11 protein-coding genes are annotated in these 15,714 nt (G+C 69.6%); all 11 read left to right on the top strand.

What is annotated here, in order from left to right; translation table 11 throughout:
• Positions 1–2,018: right-handed parallel beta-helix repeat-containing protein (locus WC326_11730; protein ID MFA7331731.1), on the top strand; the 2,018-nt coding region annotated here is incomplete at its 5' end.
• A 252-nt stretch (positions 2,019–2,270) separates the two neighbouring features.
• A complete protein-coding gene (locus tag WC326_11725) occupies positions 2,271–3,479 on the top strand; it encodes a 6-phosphofructokinase (protein MFA7331730.1) in 1,209 nt (402 codons plus the stop codon).
• A 226-nt stretch (positions 3,480–3,705) separates the two neighbouring features.
• Positions 3,706–5,349, top strand: a complete 1,644-nt coding sequence (locus WC326_11720) for a methyl-accepting chemotaxis protein (GenBank protein MFA7331729.1) — start codon at positions 3,706–3,708, stop codon at positions 5,347–5,349.
• A gap of 113 nt (positions 5,350–5,462) precedes the next feature.
• Complete coding sequence (gene serS, locus WC326_11715) at positions 5,463–6,731, top strand: serine--tRNA ligase (GenBank protein ID MFA7331728.1); 1,269 nt, start codon at positions 5,463–5,465, stop codon at positions 6,729–6,731.
• Positions 6,732–6,776: 45 nt separating this feature from the next.
• Entirely contained in the window at positions 6,777–7,340 is a 564-nt protein-coding gene (locus tag WC326_11710; protein MFA7331727.1) for a hypothetical protein, read from the top strand.
• A complete protein-coding gene (gene trkA / locus WC326_11705; GenBank protein ID MFA7331726.1) occupies positions 7,337–8,683 on the top strand; it encodes a Trk system potassium transporter TrkA in 1,347 nt (448 codons plus the stop codon). Before WC326_11710 ends, trkA begins: the two co-directional genes overlap by 4 nt.
• Positions 8,684–8,734: 51 nt before the next feature.
• The gene (locus WC326_11700) at positions 8,735–10,189 is read left to right on the top strand and encodes a TrkH family potassium uptake protein (GenBank protein MFA7331725.1); all 1,455 of its coding nucleotides are present in this window, start codon (positions 8,735–8,737) and stop codon (positions 10,187–10,189) included.
• Positions 10,190–10,240: 51 nt separating this feature from the next.
• Complete coding sequence (locus WC326_11695; GenBank protein ID MFA7331724.1) at positions 10,241–11,242, top strand: YbbR-like domain-containing protein; 1,002 nt, start codon at positions 10,241–10,243, stop codon at positions 11,240–11,242.
• Positions 11,239–12,273, top strand: a complete 1,035-nt coding sequence (gene tsaD / locus WC326_11690) for a tRNA (adenosine(37)-N6)-threonylcarbamoyltransferase complex transferase subunit TsaD (protein ID MFA7331723.1) — start codon at positions 11,239–11,241, stop codon at positions 12,271–12,273. Before WC326_11695 ends, tsaD begins: the two co-directional genes overlap by 4 nt.
• Positions 12,270–14,387, top strand: a complete 2,118-nt coding sequence (locus WC326_11685; GenBank protein MFA7331722.1) for a hypothetical protein — start codon at positions 12,270–12,272, stop codon at positions 14,385–14,387. Before tsaD ends, WC326_11685 begins: the two co-directional genes overlap by 4 nt.
• A 79-nt stretch (positions 14,388–14,466) precedes the next feature.
• The gene (gene chrA, locus WC326_11680; protein MFA7331721.1) at positions 14,467–15,618 is read left to right on the top strand and encodes a chromate efflux transporter; all 1,152 of its coding nucleotides are present in this window, start codon (positions 14,467–14,469) and stop codon (positions 15,616–15,618) included.
• Positions 15,619–15,714: the final 96 nt, after the last annotated feature.

Below are 15,714 nucleotides of genomic sequence, written 5' to 3'. Positions count from 1 at the left end.
TCCCGGGAAGCTACACACGAACTGGCCACCTCAGTTCAAATCGACACCAAGTAAAACTCGCCCGCAGCCCGCTCCAGCACTGGCGCTACGATAAACTCCGGGCGGCTCAACCGGACAGCAGTGATGCAAGCGATATCGTAATCGAGAATCAGACTGTTGTGACAAGTGTGATAATTGGCACCAATAACCCTTTGGATATCGGCTATGTGAACGTTCATGATATCTACTTCCGCAATAATTCATGGCGCGTGGATCCCTTGTTGACCATTTCCAGCTCGTCGTATCTTCATGCACGCAACATAGTGTGTACAGACAACCATCAATGGGGAACGGGCTTCACTGACGATGATTATTCGAGAGGAGTGGAACTGGGCGCCTATAGTGTTGCCGATATCGACAGCCTGTGTTTCCTTCGAAACCGGGCTACTGTGGCCCGTTGTGCGGGCGCTACAATATCTGCTCCGAGTTGTTTGGTCCAGCATGTGACGGTGGAAGACTGCTTGATTGGTGATAGCACCTACGTGGGGGAGCAAGCGTTCAACATATTCAACGCTCTGTTTATGATTAGACCGGGGGAGCTGCGCCATTCAACGTTTCGCCGCAATCGCTTCATCTATGCACCGAATCCTTCGGATCCCGATCCCACCAGCACATTTCATCAGGTATTGCTCCTGCAAAAGGTTGGGGAGGGGTCTCCCGGCAACGCCATGGTGGACTGTGTGTTCGAAGACAACGACGTCATTGACCTGCGGGACTACAGCACCATCACCCGCCCCATCGAGGGCGTGCAGGGCTGGGGCATTCGGGTAGAATCCTACAACCGCCGCAGCTACCATTTGCAAAACTGCGTCTTTCGCAACAATCGGTATCGGAACTTGAACCCTGAGTATCCTTGGCGGGAGAATAGCACGGATACGTACTGGGTCGATACCAACATTGGCAGTTTCTTGTACTTCGATCTGGAACTCTATGACAATTCCACATTTTCTATCCAAAACTGCCTGTTTGAAGGAAACGACGAGGGGGGTGTCTCTGTGGGTCACCACCCCGTTGACGGTGGTAGCGATAATTTCGTCGTCGAAAATACCGTGTTCCGCAATCTATCTCGGAGGGCTCTGTACTTCCGGGGTATTCGTAGCCGAATCACCAATTGCCTGTTTGACGGGATCCATTCGAACCTGCCCACCACTTTCGAATCCGAGCAAGTGGCCTTTGCCGCGAATACCGGCGACACCACTTATGTTCGCAACAGCGTGTTCATGAACTGCAATCTGCCCGGCTTGGTGCTTCCTGGTGCCTCATGGTTCGACTGGGGTGAATACGGTGAATCCGGGCGCATCGTGTTCGATGGCTGTCTGTTCTGGAACAACACCGTGGACCAGTTTGAAGCGGAACCATCGGGCTGGTATTTGTTACCCGATGCGCCCATTGATCTGCTTCCCCTGCCCGGTGTGTACCGCCACAGTTTGCTTCCTGAACCCATGGCCCTGCAAAGCAACTGTCTGGTGGATGTGGATCCCCAGTTCGACCCACTGCTTGGCGCGCCCTTCCTGTCGGTGGCCTCGCCCTGTGTGGACGCGGGCAACCCCGGCCCCGAGTTCGAGGACCCGGAGGATCCGGCCGTGCCGGGCAGGGCGCTCTTTCCCGCCCTGGGCACGCGCCGCAATGACATGGGCTTGTTCGGGGGGCCGTTGGCCGTCCAGACCGACACGGCGTGGGTGGCGCTCCCGGCCTGGACCGCCCAGGCCCGCCCCACAGGCTTCCATCTGGGCGCGCCCTGGCCCAACCCCTTCAATCCCGTGACACGGATTCCCCTCACCCTGGCACGTCCCATTCCAGTTCGCCTAAGTGTGCACAACCTGCTGGGTCAAGAGGTGACCGTGCTGGCGAATGGGATCCTGCCCGCCGGCACGCACCTCTTCCCCTTCCAGGGCAAGCACGTGGCCAGCGGCCTCTACGTGGTGCAGCTGGAGGCAGGCGGCAGGACGGAGAGTCGAGTCATCACCCTGCTGCGCTGAGCCCAAGGTCAGGTGCAGCACCTGTCAAGTCTAAGCCCCCATCCCCCGCCGCTTTGCGGCGCCTTCCCCCTCGGGGCGAGGGGGAAGGGAGGTGGCTTCGCCTCAGCTCCCCAGCCGCTCCGCCCGTTCCGAGATCTGTGTCCTCTGTGTCCTCTGTGTCTCTGTGGTCGGTTCTCCTGATGTCCCCGCGCCGGTCGCCTCCTTTCGCTGTTTCCCGTCCCTTACCTTGGGGGCGTTCAACGGGAGATCCACATGGCGAACATCAAGACCAAGCGCGGCACCATCGGCATCCTGACGGGCGGCGGCGACGTGCCGGGGCTGAACCCGGCCATCCGCGCCCTGACCGTGCGGGCCCTGCGGGAAGGCTACCGCGTGCTGGGCATCCGGCGGGGCTGGGCGGGCCTGATCGAACTGCAGCGGGACGCCGCCGCCGATAACAGCGAGAACATCGTCGAGCTGACGGAGAACATCGTCAACAAGGTGGGGCGCACGGGCGGGACCTTCCTGCACACCTCGCGCACCCGGCCCAGCCACGTGCCCAAGGCCAACGTGCCCGAGCACCTGCTGGCCAGCTACGGCGCCGAGGTCAACGACCTGACCCCCGAGGTCCTGGCCAACCTGAACTGGCTGGGCATCGACCACCTGGTGCCCATCGGCGGCGACGACACCCTCTCCTACGGCGTGCGGCTGCAGAAAGAGGGTGTCAAGGTCCTGGCCATCCCCAAGACCATGGACAACGACGTCCCGGGCACGGACTACTGCATCGGCTTTTCCACCTGCGTCACGCGCACCATCGAACTGACCCACGCCCTGCGCACCAGCGCGGGCAGCCATGAGCGCTTCCTGGTGCTGGAAGTCTTCGGGCGCTACGCGGGCTACACGGCCCTGCTGCCCACCATGGCCGGCGCGGCCAACCGCTGCGTCATCCCCGAACACCTGTTCGACATCGAGCGGCTCTGCGAACTGATGACCGCCGACCGCTTCTCCAACCCCTCCAAGTACAGCGTCGTGCTGGTGAGCGAAGGCGCGCGCTTCCAGGGCATGGAGGAGATGGCCTACGAGAACCACGAGCAGGACATGTTCGGGCACAAGAAGCTGGGCGGGATCGGCGACCTGGTCAGCGCCAAGCTGAAGGAGCTGTCCGTCAAGTACAACCAGGGACGGCGGATCAACGTGATCAATCAGCGCCTGGGCTACATGGTGCGCTGCGGGGATCCGGACGCCACGGATTCCATCGTGCCCATGGCCTTCGGCAACCTGGCCATGGACCTGATCCTCGACGGCAGCGACGGCCGGCTGATCTGCGTGCGCAACGGCCGTTACGACCACGTGCCCATCGGCGTGGTCACGGCCAGCAAAAAGCTGGTGGACGTGGCCAAGTTCTACTCCACGGACCGGCTGCGCCCCGTCTACGAGCGCTTCGAGGCCAAACCGCTGATGATCATGACCAGCGACTACTGATTTGTCCATCGATCGCCCGGAGCCGCTCCCCGGGACCGCCGCGCATTCTCCAGCCCCGCCGCCCCGCGCGCCGGGGCTGTTTTCTTGCTCACCGCCCGGTGGGAACAGGCGGGCGGGATGCGCGCCGGGCCCCGCTGAATTCCCCACCCCGCAGGTCCGATAACAGGACGGAGAACCGGGCGGAGGCCCGGCGGCGAGACCCTGTGCGCAGGCCGGAGGAGGAAGCATGAGTCTGTGGAGAAAATCCAGCGTGGCCGAAGCCCTGGTGGTGCCCCTGGAGCCCAAGCGCCCGCCGCGCGCCGTGCAGCCCGGCGAGTTCCGCCTCAGCCGCCCGGAGGACCTGGAGCGCATGCGCTACCAGGGTCTGAGCGTGGACGACCTGGGCGTCATCGCCGCGTGGAAGCATGAGTGCCAGGGCTCCATGGACGACCTGGTGGACCAGTTCTACGACCACATCAAGCGCCACAGCGGCCCGCGCAGCATCCTGGACAGGCACACCACGGTGGAGCGCCAGCGGCCCATGCTGACCCGCTACCTGCTCAGCCTGTTCGAGGGGCGCATCGACGACGAATACCTGAGCTACCGGGAGCGCGTGGGCCAGGCCCACGACCGCATCGACCTGGACGCCAATTGGTACGTGGGCATGTACGAATTGGTCAAGCGCCACATGCTCAAGGTGGTCAACCTGGCCGGCGCCCTGCCGGAGGAGCTGGCCCGCTTCGAGGAGGCGCTCTCGCGGATCATCCAGGTGGATATCGCGCTGGTCTCCAAGGCCATGACCGACAGTCGCGCGGGCACCATCGAGGCCCTGAAGCGCCAGCAGTCAGAGACCATGAAGGGCCTGATCCGCGATCTGGTGCAGTCCGCCAAGGACGGCAAGCTCGACCACCGGGTGGATCCGAGCGCTTACCAGGGCGACGTGCGCGAGTTCGTCACGGCGGTCAACGAGATGCTGGACGCCCTGGTGGCGCCCATCTCCGACACGGCCAAGGCCCTGGACCGGGTGGCCCGGCGGGATCTGGGTGCCCGCGTGCTGGCCGAGTACAAGGGCGACCACAACCTGATCAAGCAGGCCTTCAACATGGCCGTGGGCAACCTGGACGAGGCCCTGGGCCAGGTGGCCGACACCGTGGACCAGGTGGGCAGCGGGGCCGAGCAGGTCTCGGGCTTCAGCCGCAGCCTGTCCGAGGACGCCACCCAGCAGGCCGCGGCCCTGGAGGAGATCCACAGCTCGCTCTCGGACATGGCCTCCCAGACCCAGCGCAACGCGGCGGACGCCGGCCTGGCCACCAAGCTCTCCAACGAAGTGCAGGACCACGCCAAGCGCGGCGACCAGCAGATGGGCCGCATGCTGGAATCCATGCAGGAGATCAACGAGAGCGCCCGACAGATCTCGAAGATCATCAAGGCCATCGACGAGATCGCCTTCCAGACCAACCTGCTCAGCCTGAACGCCGCGGTGGAGGCGGCCCGGGCGGGCGCCCACGGACGCGGCTTCGCCGTGGTGGCCGAGGAGGTGCGCAGCCTGGCCCAGCGCAGCGCCAAGGCCGCGGCGGAGACGGGCGAGCTGATCTCCGGCTCCATCGAGCGCGTGGAGCGCGGCAGCTCCATCGCCCGGGAGACGGCGGAGGCTCTGCAGCACATCGTGGAGGGCGTGGCCCGGATGAGCACGCTGGCCGCGGACATCAGCCGGGCCAGCCAGGACCAGGCCGGCGGCGTGCAGCAGATCACCGAGGCGCTGGGACAGATCGACCAGGTGACCCAGAACACGGCGGCCACGGCCGAGGAGAGCGCCAGCGCGGCGGACGTGCTGTTCAGCCAGGTCCAGCAGCTGCGCACGCTGGTGGACCAGTTCGAGCTGGGCGCCTGAGCCTTCGCCGGCTTGGAACTGCCCGACTGAGTTTCGACCTTCAGTTCAGACGACATGCCACGGCCGGGGCGGATGGTCCGCTTCCGGCCGTCGCTTTGCCCGAGGACGCCCCCATGCTGGATTTGCGCCGCATCCGCGAAGCCCCCGAAGCCGTGCTGGCCGCTTTGCGGACCAAGAACCCCACCCTCGATCTGGGCGAGATCCTCGCCTTGGACGCCCGCCGTCTGCAGCTGCTGCACGAGAGCGAGCAGCTCAAGGCCACGCGCAACACGGAGTCCCGGGCCATCGCCGACCTGCAGAAGCAGGGGCAGGACGCCGCGGAGCGCATCGCGGCCATGCGCGCGGTGGGCGAGCGGATCAAGGCCATCGACGCCGACCTGAAGGAAGTGGACGAGGGCCAGCAGCACCTGCTGATGCGGCTGCCCAACCTGCCGCACCCGGAGACTCCCGTGGGCCGCGACGAGCGCGAAAACGTGGTCGTGGGCGAGTGGGGCGTCAAGCCGGAGTTCGCCTATCCGCCCAAGAGCCACCTGGAGCTGGGCGAGACGCTGGACATCCTGGACTTCCCGCGCGGCGCCAAGATCGCCGGCAGCGGCTTCCCGGTCTACAAGGGCCTGGGCGCGCGGCTGGAGCGGGCGATCATCAACTTCATGCTGGACCTGCAGACCCTGGAGCACGGCTACACCGAAGTGTTCCCGCCCTTCTTCGCCAACCGCGAGAGCATGACCGCCACGGGCCAGCTGCCCAAGATGGAAGAGGACATGTATCACGCGGTGAAGGACGACCTGTTCGCCATCCCCACGGCGGAGGTGCCCATCACCAACCTGCACCGGGACGAGGTGCTGGCCGGCGAGGACCTGCCCGTGCGCTACGCGGGCTACAGCGCCTGTTTCCGCCGGGAGGCGGGCAGCTACGGGCGCGACGTGCGCGGCTTCCTGCGCGTGCACCAGTTCAACAAGGTGGAGCTGGTGCAGTTCGTGCGGCCGGAGGAGAGCGACGCCGCGCTGAAGCGTCTGCGCGGCCACGCCGAGGAGGTGCTGCGCCGGCTGGGCCTGCACTACCGCGTGCTGGCCCTCTGCACGGGGGACCTCTCCTTCGCCAGCGCCCGCACCTATGACCTGGAGGTCTGGAGCCCGGCGGAGAACAAATACCTGGAGTGCAGCAGCTGCAGCACGTTCACGGATTTCCAGGCCCGGCGCGGCAACATGCGCTTCAAGGACAAGGGCGGCAAGCCGCAGTTCCTGCACACGCTGAACGGCAGCGGCCTGGCTACCAGCCGGCTGATCGTGGCCCTGCTGGAGACCTATCAGGAGCCCGACGGAAGCATCCGCGTCCCGGAGGCGCTGAAGCCCTACCTGCGGGACCTGGAGCGCATCGGCTAGAGGTTTCGCCAGATCGTCGAATCCAGTCGACCGGAAGAGGTTGAGATGACCGCCGCCCATTGCCGGGAAGAAGCCCGCCGCCTGCTGGAAGGCCCCGCCTGCGCGGCCGTGCTGCCGGCGCGCGCCGGGCTGCTCTGGCGCACGCACGACGGCGGCCTGCTGGCCTTCCAGGAGGACCGGCTGGAGGAGGGCCTGCGCGCCAGCCTGCGCCGTCTGCTGGGCCACGGCCGGCAGCGCGCCCCCGAGCGGGCCGCCTGTCCCGTGCGCCTGCTCTACGCGCTGGGCGCGGGCGGCGTGCGCCTGGCCGCCTCGGCGGAGGAGCCCGGCAGCCTGCCGGGCGGCGGAGTGGTGCTGCGCGCCGGCGAACACCTGGTCTGCCTGAGTTCCGAGCCCCGGGCCTGTCTGGAAGCCCTGGCCCAGGCCGAGGAACGCGGCCGGGAGCGTCTGCTCTCCCGCCTGCTGGATTCGGCCCCCGCGGCGGCGGAGGAACCCGCCGCCCCCGCTTCAACGTCGACCCACTCCTGCGGCCGCTGCGCGGAGCGCGCGGCGGGCCTGCTGGGCGAGGCCGGCTGCCTCGGGTCCTGCTGCGTCAACCACGGCCCCGCATGAGAATCATCATCGTTGGCGCCGGGGATGTGGGCGGCTTCCTGGCCCGCGTGCTCAGCCGCGAAACCCAGGTGGACATCACCGTGGTGGACCAGAACGGCGAGCGCCTGCAGGAGCTCGCCGACAGCCTGGACATCGCCGTGGTGCAGGGCAGCGGCACGCTGCAGCACACGCTGGAGAAGGCCGGCGCCCGCGGAGCCGACTACGTGGTGGCCGCCACCAACATCGACGAGATCAACCTGCTGGCCTGCATGGCCGCCGAGCGCCTGGGCGTGAGCAACCGCATCGCCCGGATCCGCAGCGACGAGCTGGCCGAGGAGATCAAGCGCCTGGGCCAGGCCACCCTGACCGTCAACCCGGAGAAGGCGGCGGGCAAGGCGATCCTCGACCTGCTGCTGCACGCCTCCGTCCGCGACTACAGCGAATTCCTGGGCGGCCAGGTGCGGATGATCTCCCTGCCCGTGGAGGCCGGCGGACCGCTGGACGGGCGCAGCCTGCTCAAGCTGGCCCAGAAGTTCGACCGGGTGAGCTTCCGCATCGTGGCCCGGGTTTCGGGCGGCGTCACCTCCATTCCCGGCGGCGAGGACGTGCTGCGGGCCGGGGACACGGCCACCTTCGCCGTGCGCGCCCGGGACACCGTGGAGATCTTTCGCATGACCGGGATCCACGACGTGGCCAGCCGCCACGTGATGATCCTGGGCTCGACGCGCATCGCCGTGGCCGTGGCCGAGGACCTCCAGAAACTGGGCAGCATGAACGTCAAGCTGTTCACCACGGGCACGGACAACTGGATCTCCGACTACGACCTGGCCGAGCGCCTGCCGCGCATCGACATCTTCGCCGCCGACGGCAAGGAGATCGACACCATGGCCCAGCACGCCCTGGGCGACATGGACGTGATGCTCAGCCTGACGGGCGACGAGGAGAACAACATCATCACCTGCCTGGTGGCCAAGCACCTGGGCGTGAAGCGGACCATCACGCTGGTGCGGCGCGCGGACTACATGCCCATTGTCAAGACCATCGGCCTGGACGTGGGCATCAACGAGCGGCTGATCGCCGCCCAGGAGATCCTGCGCTACATCCGGGTGGGCCAGCTGCAGCAGCGCCAGACGCTGCCGGGCACGGGCGCCCTGGTGGCCACCTTCCGCGTCGATCCGGCCGGCCCCCTGGCGGGCCGGGCCGTCGCCCAGCTGCGCTTCCCCGAGCACTGCCTGCTGGCGGGCGTGCAGCGCCGCGGCGCGGCCTTCGTCCCCCAGGGCAAGGACGTGCTGGAGGGCGGCGATCAGGTGATCGTGGTCACCCTGGAGGAGCGGTTGAATGTGCTGGAAGCCTTCTTCGGTTAAGCCCGCCGCCGGCGGATCCCCGGCCGGCCGAGAGGACGGGAGTCCCCGCGCATGAACCCCTTCCGGATCAGCCGCGTGCTGGGCTGGGTGCTGATCAGCCTGGGCGGCCTGATGCTCTTCCCCCTGCTGGTCAGCCTGGCCTATCCCGGCGAGGGCGACCGTCCGGCCCTGCTGGGCAGCGCGCTGCTCACGGCGGCGACGGGGGGACTGGCCGTGCTGGTGGCGCTGCGGCGGGGCCACGGCGAGCTCAGCAGCCGCGAGAGCTTCGTGGTGGTGGCCTTCAGCTGGCTGCTGATGGCGCTGTTCGGCACCCTGCCCTTCCTGCTCTCCGGCCAGATTCCCCATTTCGTGGACGCGCTGTTCGAGTCCATGAGCGGCTTCACCACCACCGGGGCCAGCATCCTGGGCCACCCGGAGGGCCTGACCCACGGCGTGGGCATGTGGCGCTGCTTCACACACTGGATCGGCGGGCTGGGGATCGTGCTGTTCACGCTGATCCTGCTGCCCATGCTGGGGGCCGGCGGGCTGTCGCTGTTCCGCGCCGAGGCCACGGGGCCCATCGCGGAGAAGCTGACGCCGCGCCTCAAGGACACGGCGCGCATCCTCTACCTGATCTACATCCTGCTCACCGTGGCCTGCGCCCTGCTGCTCTGGGCCTTCGGGATGGACTTCTACGACAGCTGGGCCCACAGTTTCGGCACCATCGCGACCGGCGGCTTCTCCACCAAGGACACGTCCATCGCCTGGTACGCCAGCCCGGCCATCCACATCACGATCACGGCCTTCATGGTGCTCTCGGGGATCAACTTCGCCCTCTACCACCTGCTGGTGCGGCGCCGGGACTGGCGCGGCGTGCTGGGGGACTCGGATCTGCGCCTCTACCTGACCCTGTTCTTCGGCTTCAGCCTGGCCATCGCGCTGGTGCTGGTCCTGCAGCAGGGTTGGAGCGTGGGCCACGCCCTGCTGGGATCGGCGTTCCAGGTGGGCTCGCTGATGACCTGCACGGGCTTCGCCACGGAGAATTTCGACCTCTGGCCCAGCTTCGCGCGGATGTCCCTGGTGGGCCTGATGGTGGTGGGCGGGATGGCCGGCTCCACCGCGGGGGGCATCAAGACCGTGCGCTTCGGGATGATCCTGGCCATGCTGCGCCAGTCCCTGCGCCGGACCTTCCAGCCCCGCGCGGTCACGCCCATCCGCTTCAATCGGCGGGCGGTGAGCCCGGACCTGATGCTGGACGTGCTGGCCTGCGTGACCTTCTACTTCGCCACGTGGGGCGTGAGCAGCCTGCTGCTGGGCTGGATGGGCAGCCCCTTCGACGAGGCGGCGGCCGGCGTGGTGGCCTGCCTTTCCAACGCCGGACCGGGCCTGGGGCGCGTGGGGCCGGCGGGCAACTTCAGCTGCCTGAGCGACGCGGGCACCCTGCTGCTCACCGCCGACATGCTGCTGGGCCGGCTCGAGTTCCTCACCATCCTGGTGCTGTTCAGCCGCCACTTCTGGCGCCGCTGATCCGGCCGGCGCGGTTTGTTTACTTCATGCCACACGAACGGGAAGCGCCTGATGAAGCTGATGGGCCGACTCAACAAACTCCTCGCCGGACTGACCAGCCACCTGCAGGTGAAGCTCGTGCTGCTCCTGCTGGCGGGCGTGTGCTGGTTTTTCGTCCACACCAGCCAGGAGATGGAGATCGAGTTCTCCCTGCCGCTGGACGTGCAGCTGGAGCTGCCCTCCGGCCGCACCCTGGCGGAGAATCCGCCCAGCCACGTGCAGGTGCTGCTCAAGGGCCGCGGGCGCAACCTGCTGGTCTTCGCCCTGTTCGGCACAGGGCGCTGCGTGGTGGAGGGCGGCCGCGGCGGCGACAACGTTCCGCTCTCCGGCAAGCATCTGGAACTGGAAGGCGCGGTGGACTTGAGCGTGGTCTCGGTTTTCCCCGCCCTGCTGCGGCTGGACGTGGACCGGCTGGAGACCCGGCGCCTGCCTGTGCGGCTGGCCGGCAGCCTGGAGCCGGCGGAGGGCTTCGTGCTGACCGGCGACCCTGTCCTGGAGCCGGACGTGGTCAAGTTGACCGGTCCGCGCAGCGTGTTGGACACCCTGAGCTTCATCGAGACCGAGCCCGTGGACCTCAAGGGCCGCAAGCGCGACGTGGCCGAGGAGCTGGCCCTGGTGGCCCCCGCGCCCTCGGTGCAGCTGGATGTGGGCCACGTGCGGCTGAGCGCCACGCTGCAGCGCCGGGCGGAACGGCGCTACTCGGGCATCCCGCTGCGCGTGGTGGACCTGCCCGCGCCGCTCTCCGTGCGGCCGCGCAGTCTGGACCTGACCATCGTGGGCGGCGAAGAAGCGCTGGCCGGCCTGGAGAAGGAGCGCATCGTGGCCCTGCTGGAGGGCGCGCGCCTGCGGCCCGGCCAGACCCAGATGCCCTGCCGGATCATCCTGCCGCCGGGCTTCAGCTGGACCAACCCGGAACCGCCGCTCTTCCGCATCGTGGGCCGCCGCGCCCAGAAGGCCCCCGCAACCCAGCGCCGCGACAGCCTGGAAGGCGCCGCGCCGCCGCCCGCGCCATGATCCTGCTGGGCATCGAGAGCAGCTGCGACGAGAGCGCGGCCGCGGTGATCGACGGCCAGCAGGTCCGCTCCAGCGTGGTCTCCACCCAATTGATCCACACCCAGTGGGGCGGCGTCGTGCCGGAGCTGGCCAGCCGCGAGCACCTGCGCGTGGTGCCCGCCGTGGTGCGCCGGGCCCTGGCTGAGGCGGGTCTGGAGGTCGGGGAGTTGGAAGGCGTGGCCGCCACCCGCGGTCCGGGCTTGCCGGGCAGCCTGCTGGTGGGCTTCCACTTCGCCAAGGCCCTGGCCTATGCCCGCCACCTGCCCTTCCTGGGCGTGAATCACATGGAAGGGCACATCTACGCCAACTTCGTGGGGGAGGAGGAGCCGGCCCTGCCCGCGCTGGTGCTGGTGATCTCCGGCGGTCACACCCAATTGGTGGAGATGTCCGGCCCGCGCCGCTTCCGCATCGTGGGCCAAACCCTGGACGACGCGGCGGGCGAGGCCTTCGACAAGGTCGCCAAGCTGTTGGGCCTGGGCTGGCCGGGCGGACCGGCCATCGGCCGCGCGGCGGAGAGCGGGGATCCGGCCTTCCTGGACTACCCGCGGGCCCTGGCGGGCCGGGCGGGTCTGGACTTCAGCTTTTCCGGCCTCAAGACCGCCGTGCTGCATTCCCTGCGGGCCCAGAGCGGGGAGTGGCGGCAGGCGCACCTGGCGGACATCTGCGCCTCCTTCGAGCAGGCCGTCTGCGACCAGCTGGTCCACCGCACCCTGCGCGCCGCCCGGGAACTGGGCTCGCGGCAGCTGGTGCTGGCCGGCGGCGTGGCGGCCAACCGGCGGCTGCGCGCCCAGCTGGAGGCCGCCTGTGCCGACGCGGGCCTGGCGCTGGCCCTGCCGCCGCTGGCCTGGTGCACGGACAACGCCGTAATGATCGCCCGGGCCGCCCACGGCCGCCTGCTGCGCGGCGAGCGCAGCCCCCTGGACCTGGATGCCACCCCGCGCTTCGATCTGGAGCAGGCCTCCCGCGGCGCGGAAGAAAGCGACCCCGCATGACCGACCCCGCCCTGGATCTGGCCCGCTGGTGGCCCCTGCTGCTCTGGCCGGCCGCCGTCTGGTTCACCATCTGGAGCCTGCGCAGCACGCGCCCCGAGCCCGCGCCCCGGCTGGCCCGCTGGCTGGCGGGCTTGCGCGTGGCGCTCTGGACGGCCCTGCTCGTCCTGCTCTGCGGTCCGCGCCTGCGCTGGAGTCAGGTGGAGCGCCGGCCGGCGGAGCTGGCCGTGCTGCTGGACAACTCGGCCAGCCTGACTTTCCTGCAGGGCCGGCTAGACCATCGGGATTGGCTGCCCGGGCTGGGCGGCGCGCTGGACGGTATGGCCGTGCGCGTCTTCGCCTACGACGACGGCCTGCGTGAATTGGCCGGGGACCAGGAACCCGTCCTGCCCGGCGACGGGGTGGAGACGGACCTGGACGGCGCGCTGCAGGGCGTGGAGCGCGCGCTGCAAGGCCGGCATTGGACCGGACTGCTGTTGGTGGGCGACGGCAACCCCACGCGCGGCGCCTGGCCGCTGGAGCGGGTCCGCCGGCTGGAGACGCGGGTCTGGACCGCGGGGACCGGCCGCCGCACGCCTCGGGCGGATCTGGTGCTGCGCCACGTGGAGGCCAACGCCCACGCGCGGCTGGGCCGCGAGCAGCCGCTGGAGGTGGAGCTGGACGCGGCGGGTCTGGCCGGCCGCGCAGCCGAGCTGGTGTTGCGCGAGGAAGGCCGCGAGCAGCTGCGCCGGCGCGTGACGCTGCCGGCGGAGGGCGCGCCCCTGCGCGTGGAACTGGGCTGGACGCCCCGCCAGGCGGGCAACCGCCTGCTGCAGGTGGAGGCCCTGCTGCTTGGCGGCGGCGAGGCCAGCGACCAGAACAACCGCCGCGCCCTCCAGGTGCGGGTGGAAGAGGCCCGGCTGCCCGTGCTGCTGCTGGCCGGCCGGCCCTCCCAGGATCTGGCCTTCCTGCGCACGGCCCTGGAGGCCCGCGCGGACATCGAGCTCAGTTTCGCCATGCCCGCCCGACCGGGCTCCGACCGGGCCGCCCTGCTGCGCGCCCTGGCCCAGACGCGCCTGCTGGTGCTGGTCCACTGGCCGCCCGCGGGCGGCGCCGACGAGCTGGGCCGCGCGCTGGCGGCCCGGGCCCGCCAGGTGCCCGTGCTCTGGCTGGACGGCCCGGGCAGCAGTCCGGAGGCCCTGCAGCCCGGCCTGGCGCGGGCGCTCGGTCCGCCGGATCCGGGACCGGAGGAGGGCGTGCGCGCGCTGCAGGTCCACCCCCTGCTGGGGCCGGAGGAGCGGTTGGACGAGTTGCAGGCGCTGCTGGGCGAACTGCCGCCCCTGCAGGCCACGCGCCGTGGCGGCGGACAGACGGGAGCCCGCGTGCTGCTTGAGGGCCGCGAGACGGGTCGGCCCCTGCTACTGGTGGAGGAGCAGGCCGGCCTGCGCCGGGTCTGGCTGCCGCTCACGGGCCTCTGGCGCTGGGGCGTGGGCAGCCAGCTCTCGCTGGGCGAGAACCACCGGGCGCGGGATCTGGCGGGCCGGCTGGTGGACTGGCTGCTGGCCGCGCCGGGCCAGGGCCTGCTGCAGGTGCGCCCCGACCGCGAGAGCCTGCCGGCGGGCGCCCCGCTGAACTTCCAGGCGCGGCTGCGCGAGGAGACGGGCGAGCCGCGCGACGGGGCCACGCTGGAACTGGATCTGCAGGGGCCGGACAGCCTGGCGCGCCGGCTGGTGCTGGAGCCCCGGGGCCAGGGAACCTATGCGGGCGGCCTGCCCGCGCTGCCGGCCGGCGCCTGGAGCTGGCGGGCCACGGCCCGGCAGGGGGACCGGCCGCAGCTGGCGGACTCCGGCCGCGTGCTGGTGGAAGAGCGCTCCCCCGAGACCCTGGACGCAGCGCGCAACCAGCGCCTGCTCACCGAGCTGGCCCAGGCCGGGGGCGGGGCGGCGCTGGATCTGGACGCGCCCGCGGACCGGGCGCGTCTGGCGGACGGTTCGGCGCTGGACAGCCTGGAGCGGCGCCCACTGCTGGAGCGGGTGGGCCGCCAGTGGGAACTGGCGGGTCGAGGCTGGGTGCTGGCCGGGCTCCTGCTGCTGATCGCCGGCGAGTGGATCTGGCGGCGTCTGAGCGGCTTGCTCTGACGCCGGCTGAGCGGCCTGCTCTGACGCCGGCCGGGCGCACGTTCACACGGGACAATCCCGCAGGACAAGTGAGGATTTCATGTCGCCCCGCCGCTGGCAGCTGTTCGTGGAATTCCTGCGCCTGGGCGCCGTGGCCTTCGGCGGACCGGCCATGGTCGTGCACATCCGCCGCCTGGCCGTGGAGCGGCGGGGCTGGCTCAGCGAAGCCGAGTTTCGCGAGGGCGTGGCGCTGTGCCAAGCCATTCCCGGGGCCACGGCCATGCAGTGCGCGGCCTTCACCGGACTGCGCACGCGCGGGCTGACGGGAGCCCTCTGCGCCTTCGCAGGGTTTGTGCTGCCAGCCTTCCTGCTGATGCTGGTGCTCTCGCTGGGCTACGGGCAGGCCCTGGCCTTGCCGGCGGGCCTGGCCCTGTTGGCGGGGCTGCGCTGGGTGGTGGTGGCGCTGGTGGCCCACGCCGCCTGGATGCTGGGCCGCAGTCACCTGAAGTCGGTGCCCGATGCCTTGCTGGCCGCCGGCGCGGCCCTGCTGTTCTTCTTCAACCTGCACCCGCTGCTGATCCTGCTGCTCGCCGTGCTGGCGGGTTGGCTGCGCTCCCGCTACGACGACCCGACCGCACCCGTCCCCCCCGGCCCGGCCCGCCGCGCGCCCTGGCGTTCGCCCCTGCTCCTGGGCGCAACGGGCTTGCTCCTGATCGGCCTGCTGACCTGGACCCGGCCCCTCCTGGCGCAGCTGTTCGTCAGCATGGTCAAGGTGGACCTGGTGGCCTTCGGCGGCGGCTACGCGGCCCTGCCCCTGCTCTACCGCGAAGTGGTGGAGCTGCAGGGCTGGCTGCCGGCGCGCACCTTCCTGGACGGCATCACACTGGGTCAGGTGACGCCGGGTCCCATCGTGATCACGGCCACGTTCATCGGCCATCAGGTGGCCGGCTGGGCCGGGGCGCTGACCACCACGGCGGGCATCTTCCTGCCGTCCCTGTTCATGCTGACCCTGGCCGAACCCTGGTTCCAGCGCCTGAATCGACGGCCGGACTTCCGCCAGGTCACCCGCAGCCTGCTGTTGTCGTTTGCGGGTCTGCTGGCGGCGGTGACCTTGCGGTTCGCGCTGGAGACCCCCTGGACCTGGCCGGGCCGACTGCTGGCGCTGGCGGCGCTTGGGCTCCTACTGCGCAAGGTGGACGTGCATTGGGTGGTGCTGGGCGGCGGCCTGCTGTCCCTCTGGCTGGCGGCCTGAGCGGCGGGGTTCGTGTGACAGGGCGGGACGACGGGGCGGTTGGGCGCCCGGCTCCGCAGTCTTCATTTGCAGTGGCTGGGCACGCGCCCGCCGAGG

It is taken from the genome of Candidatus Delongbacteria bacterium (genome assembly GCA_041675285.1).
In the GTDB taxonomy this organism is placed as follows: domain Bacteria; phylum CAIWAD01; class CAIWAD01; order CAIWAD01; family CAIWAD01; genus CAIWAD01.
Note: the sequence above shows the minus strand (reverse complement) of the source record. Positions and strands in the feature narration are given on the sequence as shown.

Coding starts and splice junctions, on each gene's coding strand:
- WC326_11720 (MFA7331729.1), top strand. CDS start 3,706: ATGAGTCTGTGGAGAAAATCCAGCGTGGCCGAAGCCCTGGTGGTGCCC.
- WC326_11685 (MFA7331722.1), top strand. CDS start 12,270: ATGACCGACCCCGCCCTGGATCTGGCCCGCTGGTGGCCCCTGCTGCTC.
- chrA (MFA7331721.1), top strand. CDS start 14,467: ATGTCGCCCCGCCGCTGGCAGCTGTTCGTGGAATTCCTGCGCCTGGGC.
- trkA (MFA7331726.1), top strand. CDS start 7,337: ATGAGAATCATCATCGTTGGCGCCGGGGATGTGGGCGGCTTCCTGGCC.
- WC326_11725 (MFA7331730.1), top strand. CDS start 2,271: ATGGCGAACATCAAGACCAAGCGCGGCACCATCGGCATCCTGACGGGC.
- WC326_11710 (MFA7331727.1), top strand. CDS start 6,777: ATGACCGCCGCCCATTGCCGGGAAGAAGCCCGCCGCCTGCTGGAAGGC.
- tsaD (MFA7331723.1), top strand. CDS start 11,239: ATGATCCTGCTGGGCATCGAGAGCAGCTGCGACGAGAGCGCGGCCGCG.
- serS (MFA7331728.1), top strand. CDS start 5,463: ATGCTGGATTTGCGCCGCATCCGCGAAGCCCCCGAAGCCGTGCTGGCC.
- WC326_11695 (MFA7331724.1), top strand. CDS start 10,241: ATGAAGCTGATGGGCCGACTCAACAAACTCCTCGCCGGACTGACCAGC.
- WC326_11700 (MFA7331725.1), top strand. CDS start 8,735: ATGAACCCCTTCCGGATCAGCCGCGTGCTGGGCTGGGTGCTGATCAGC.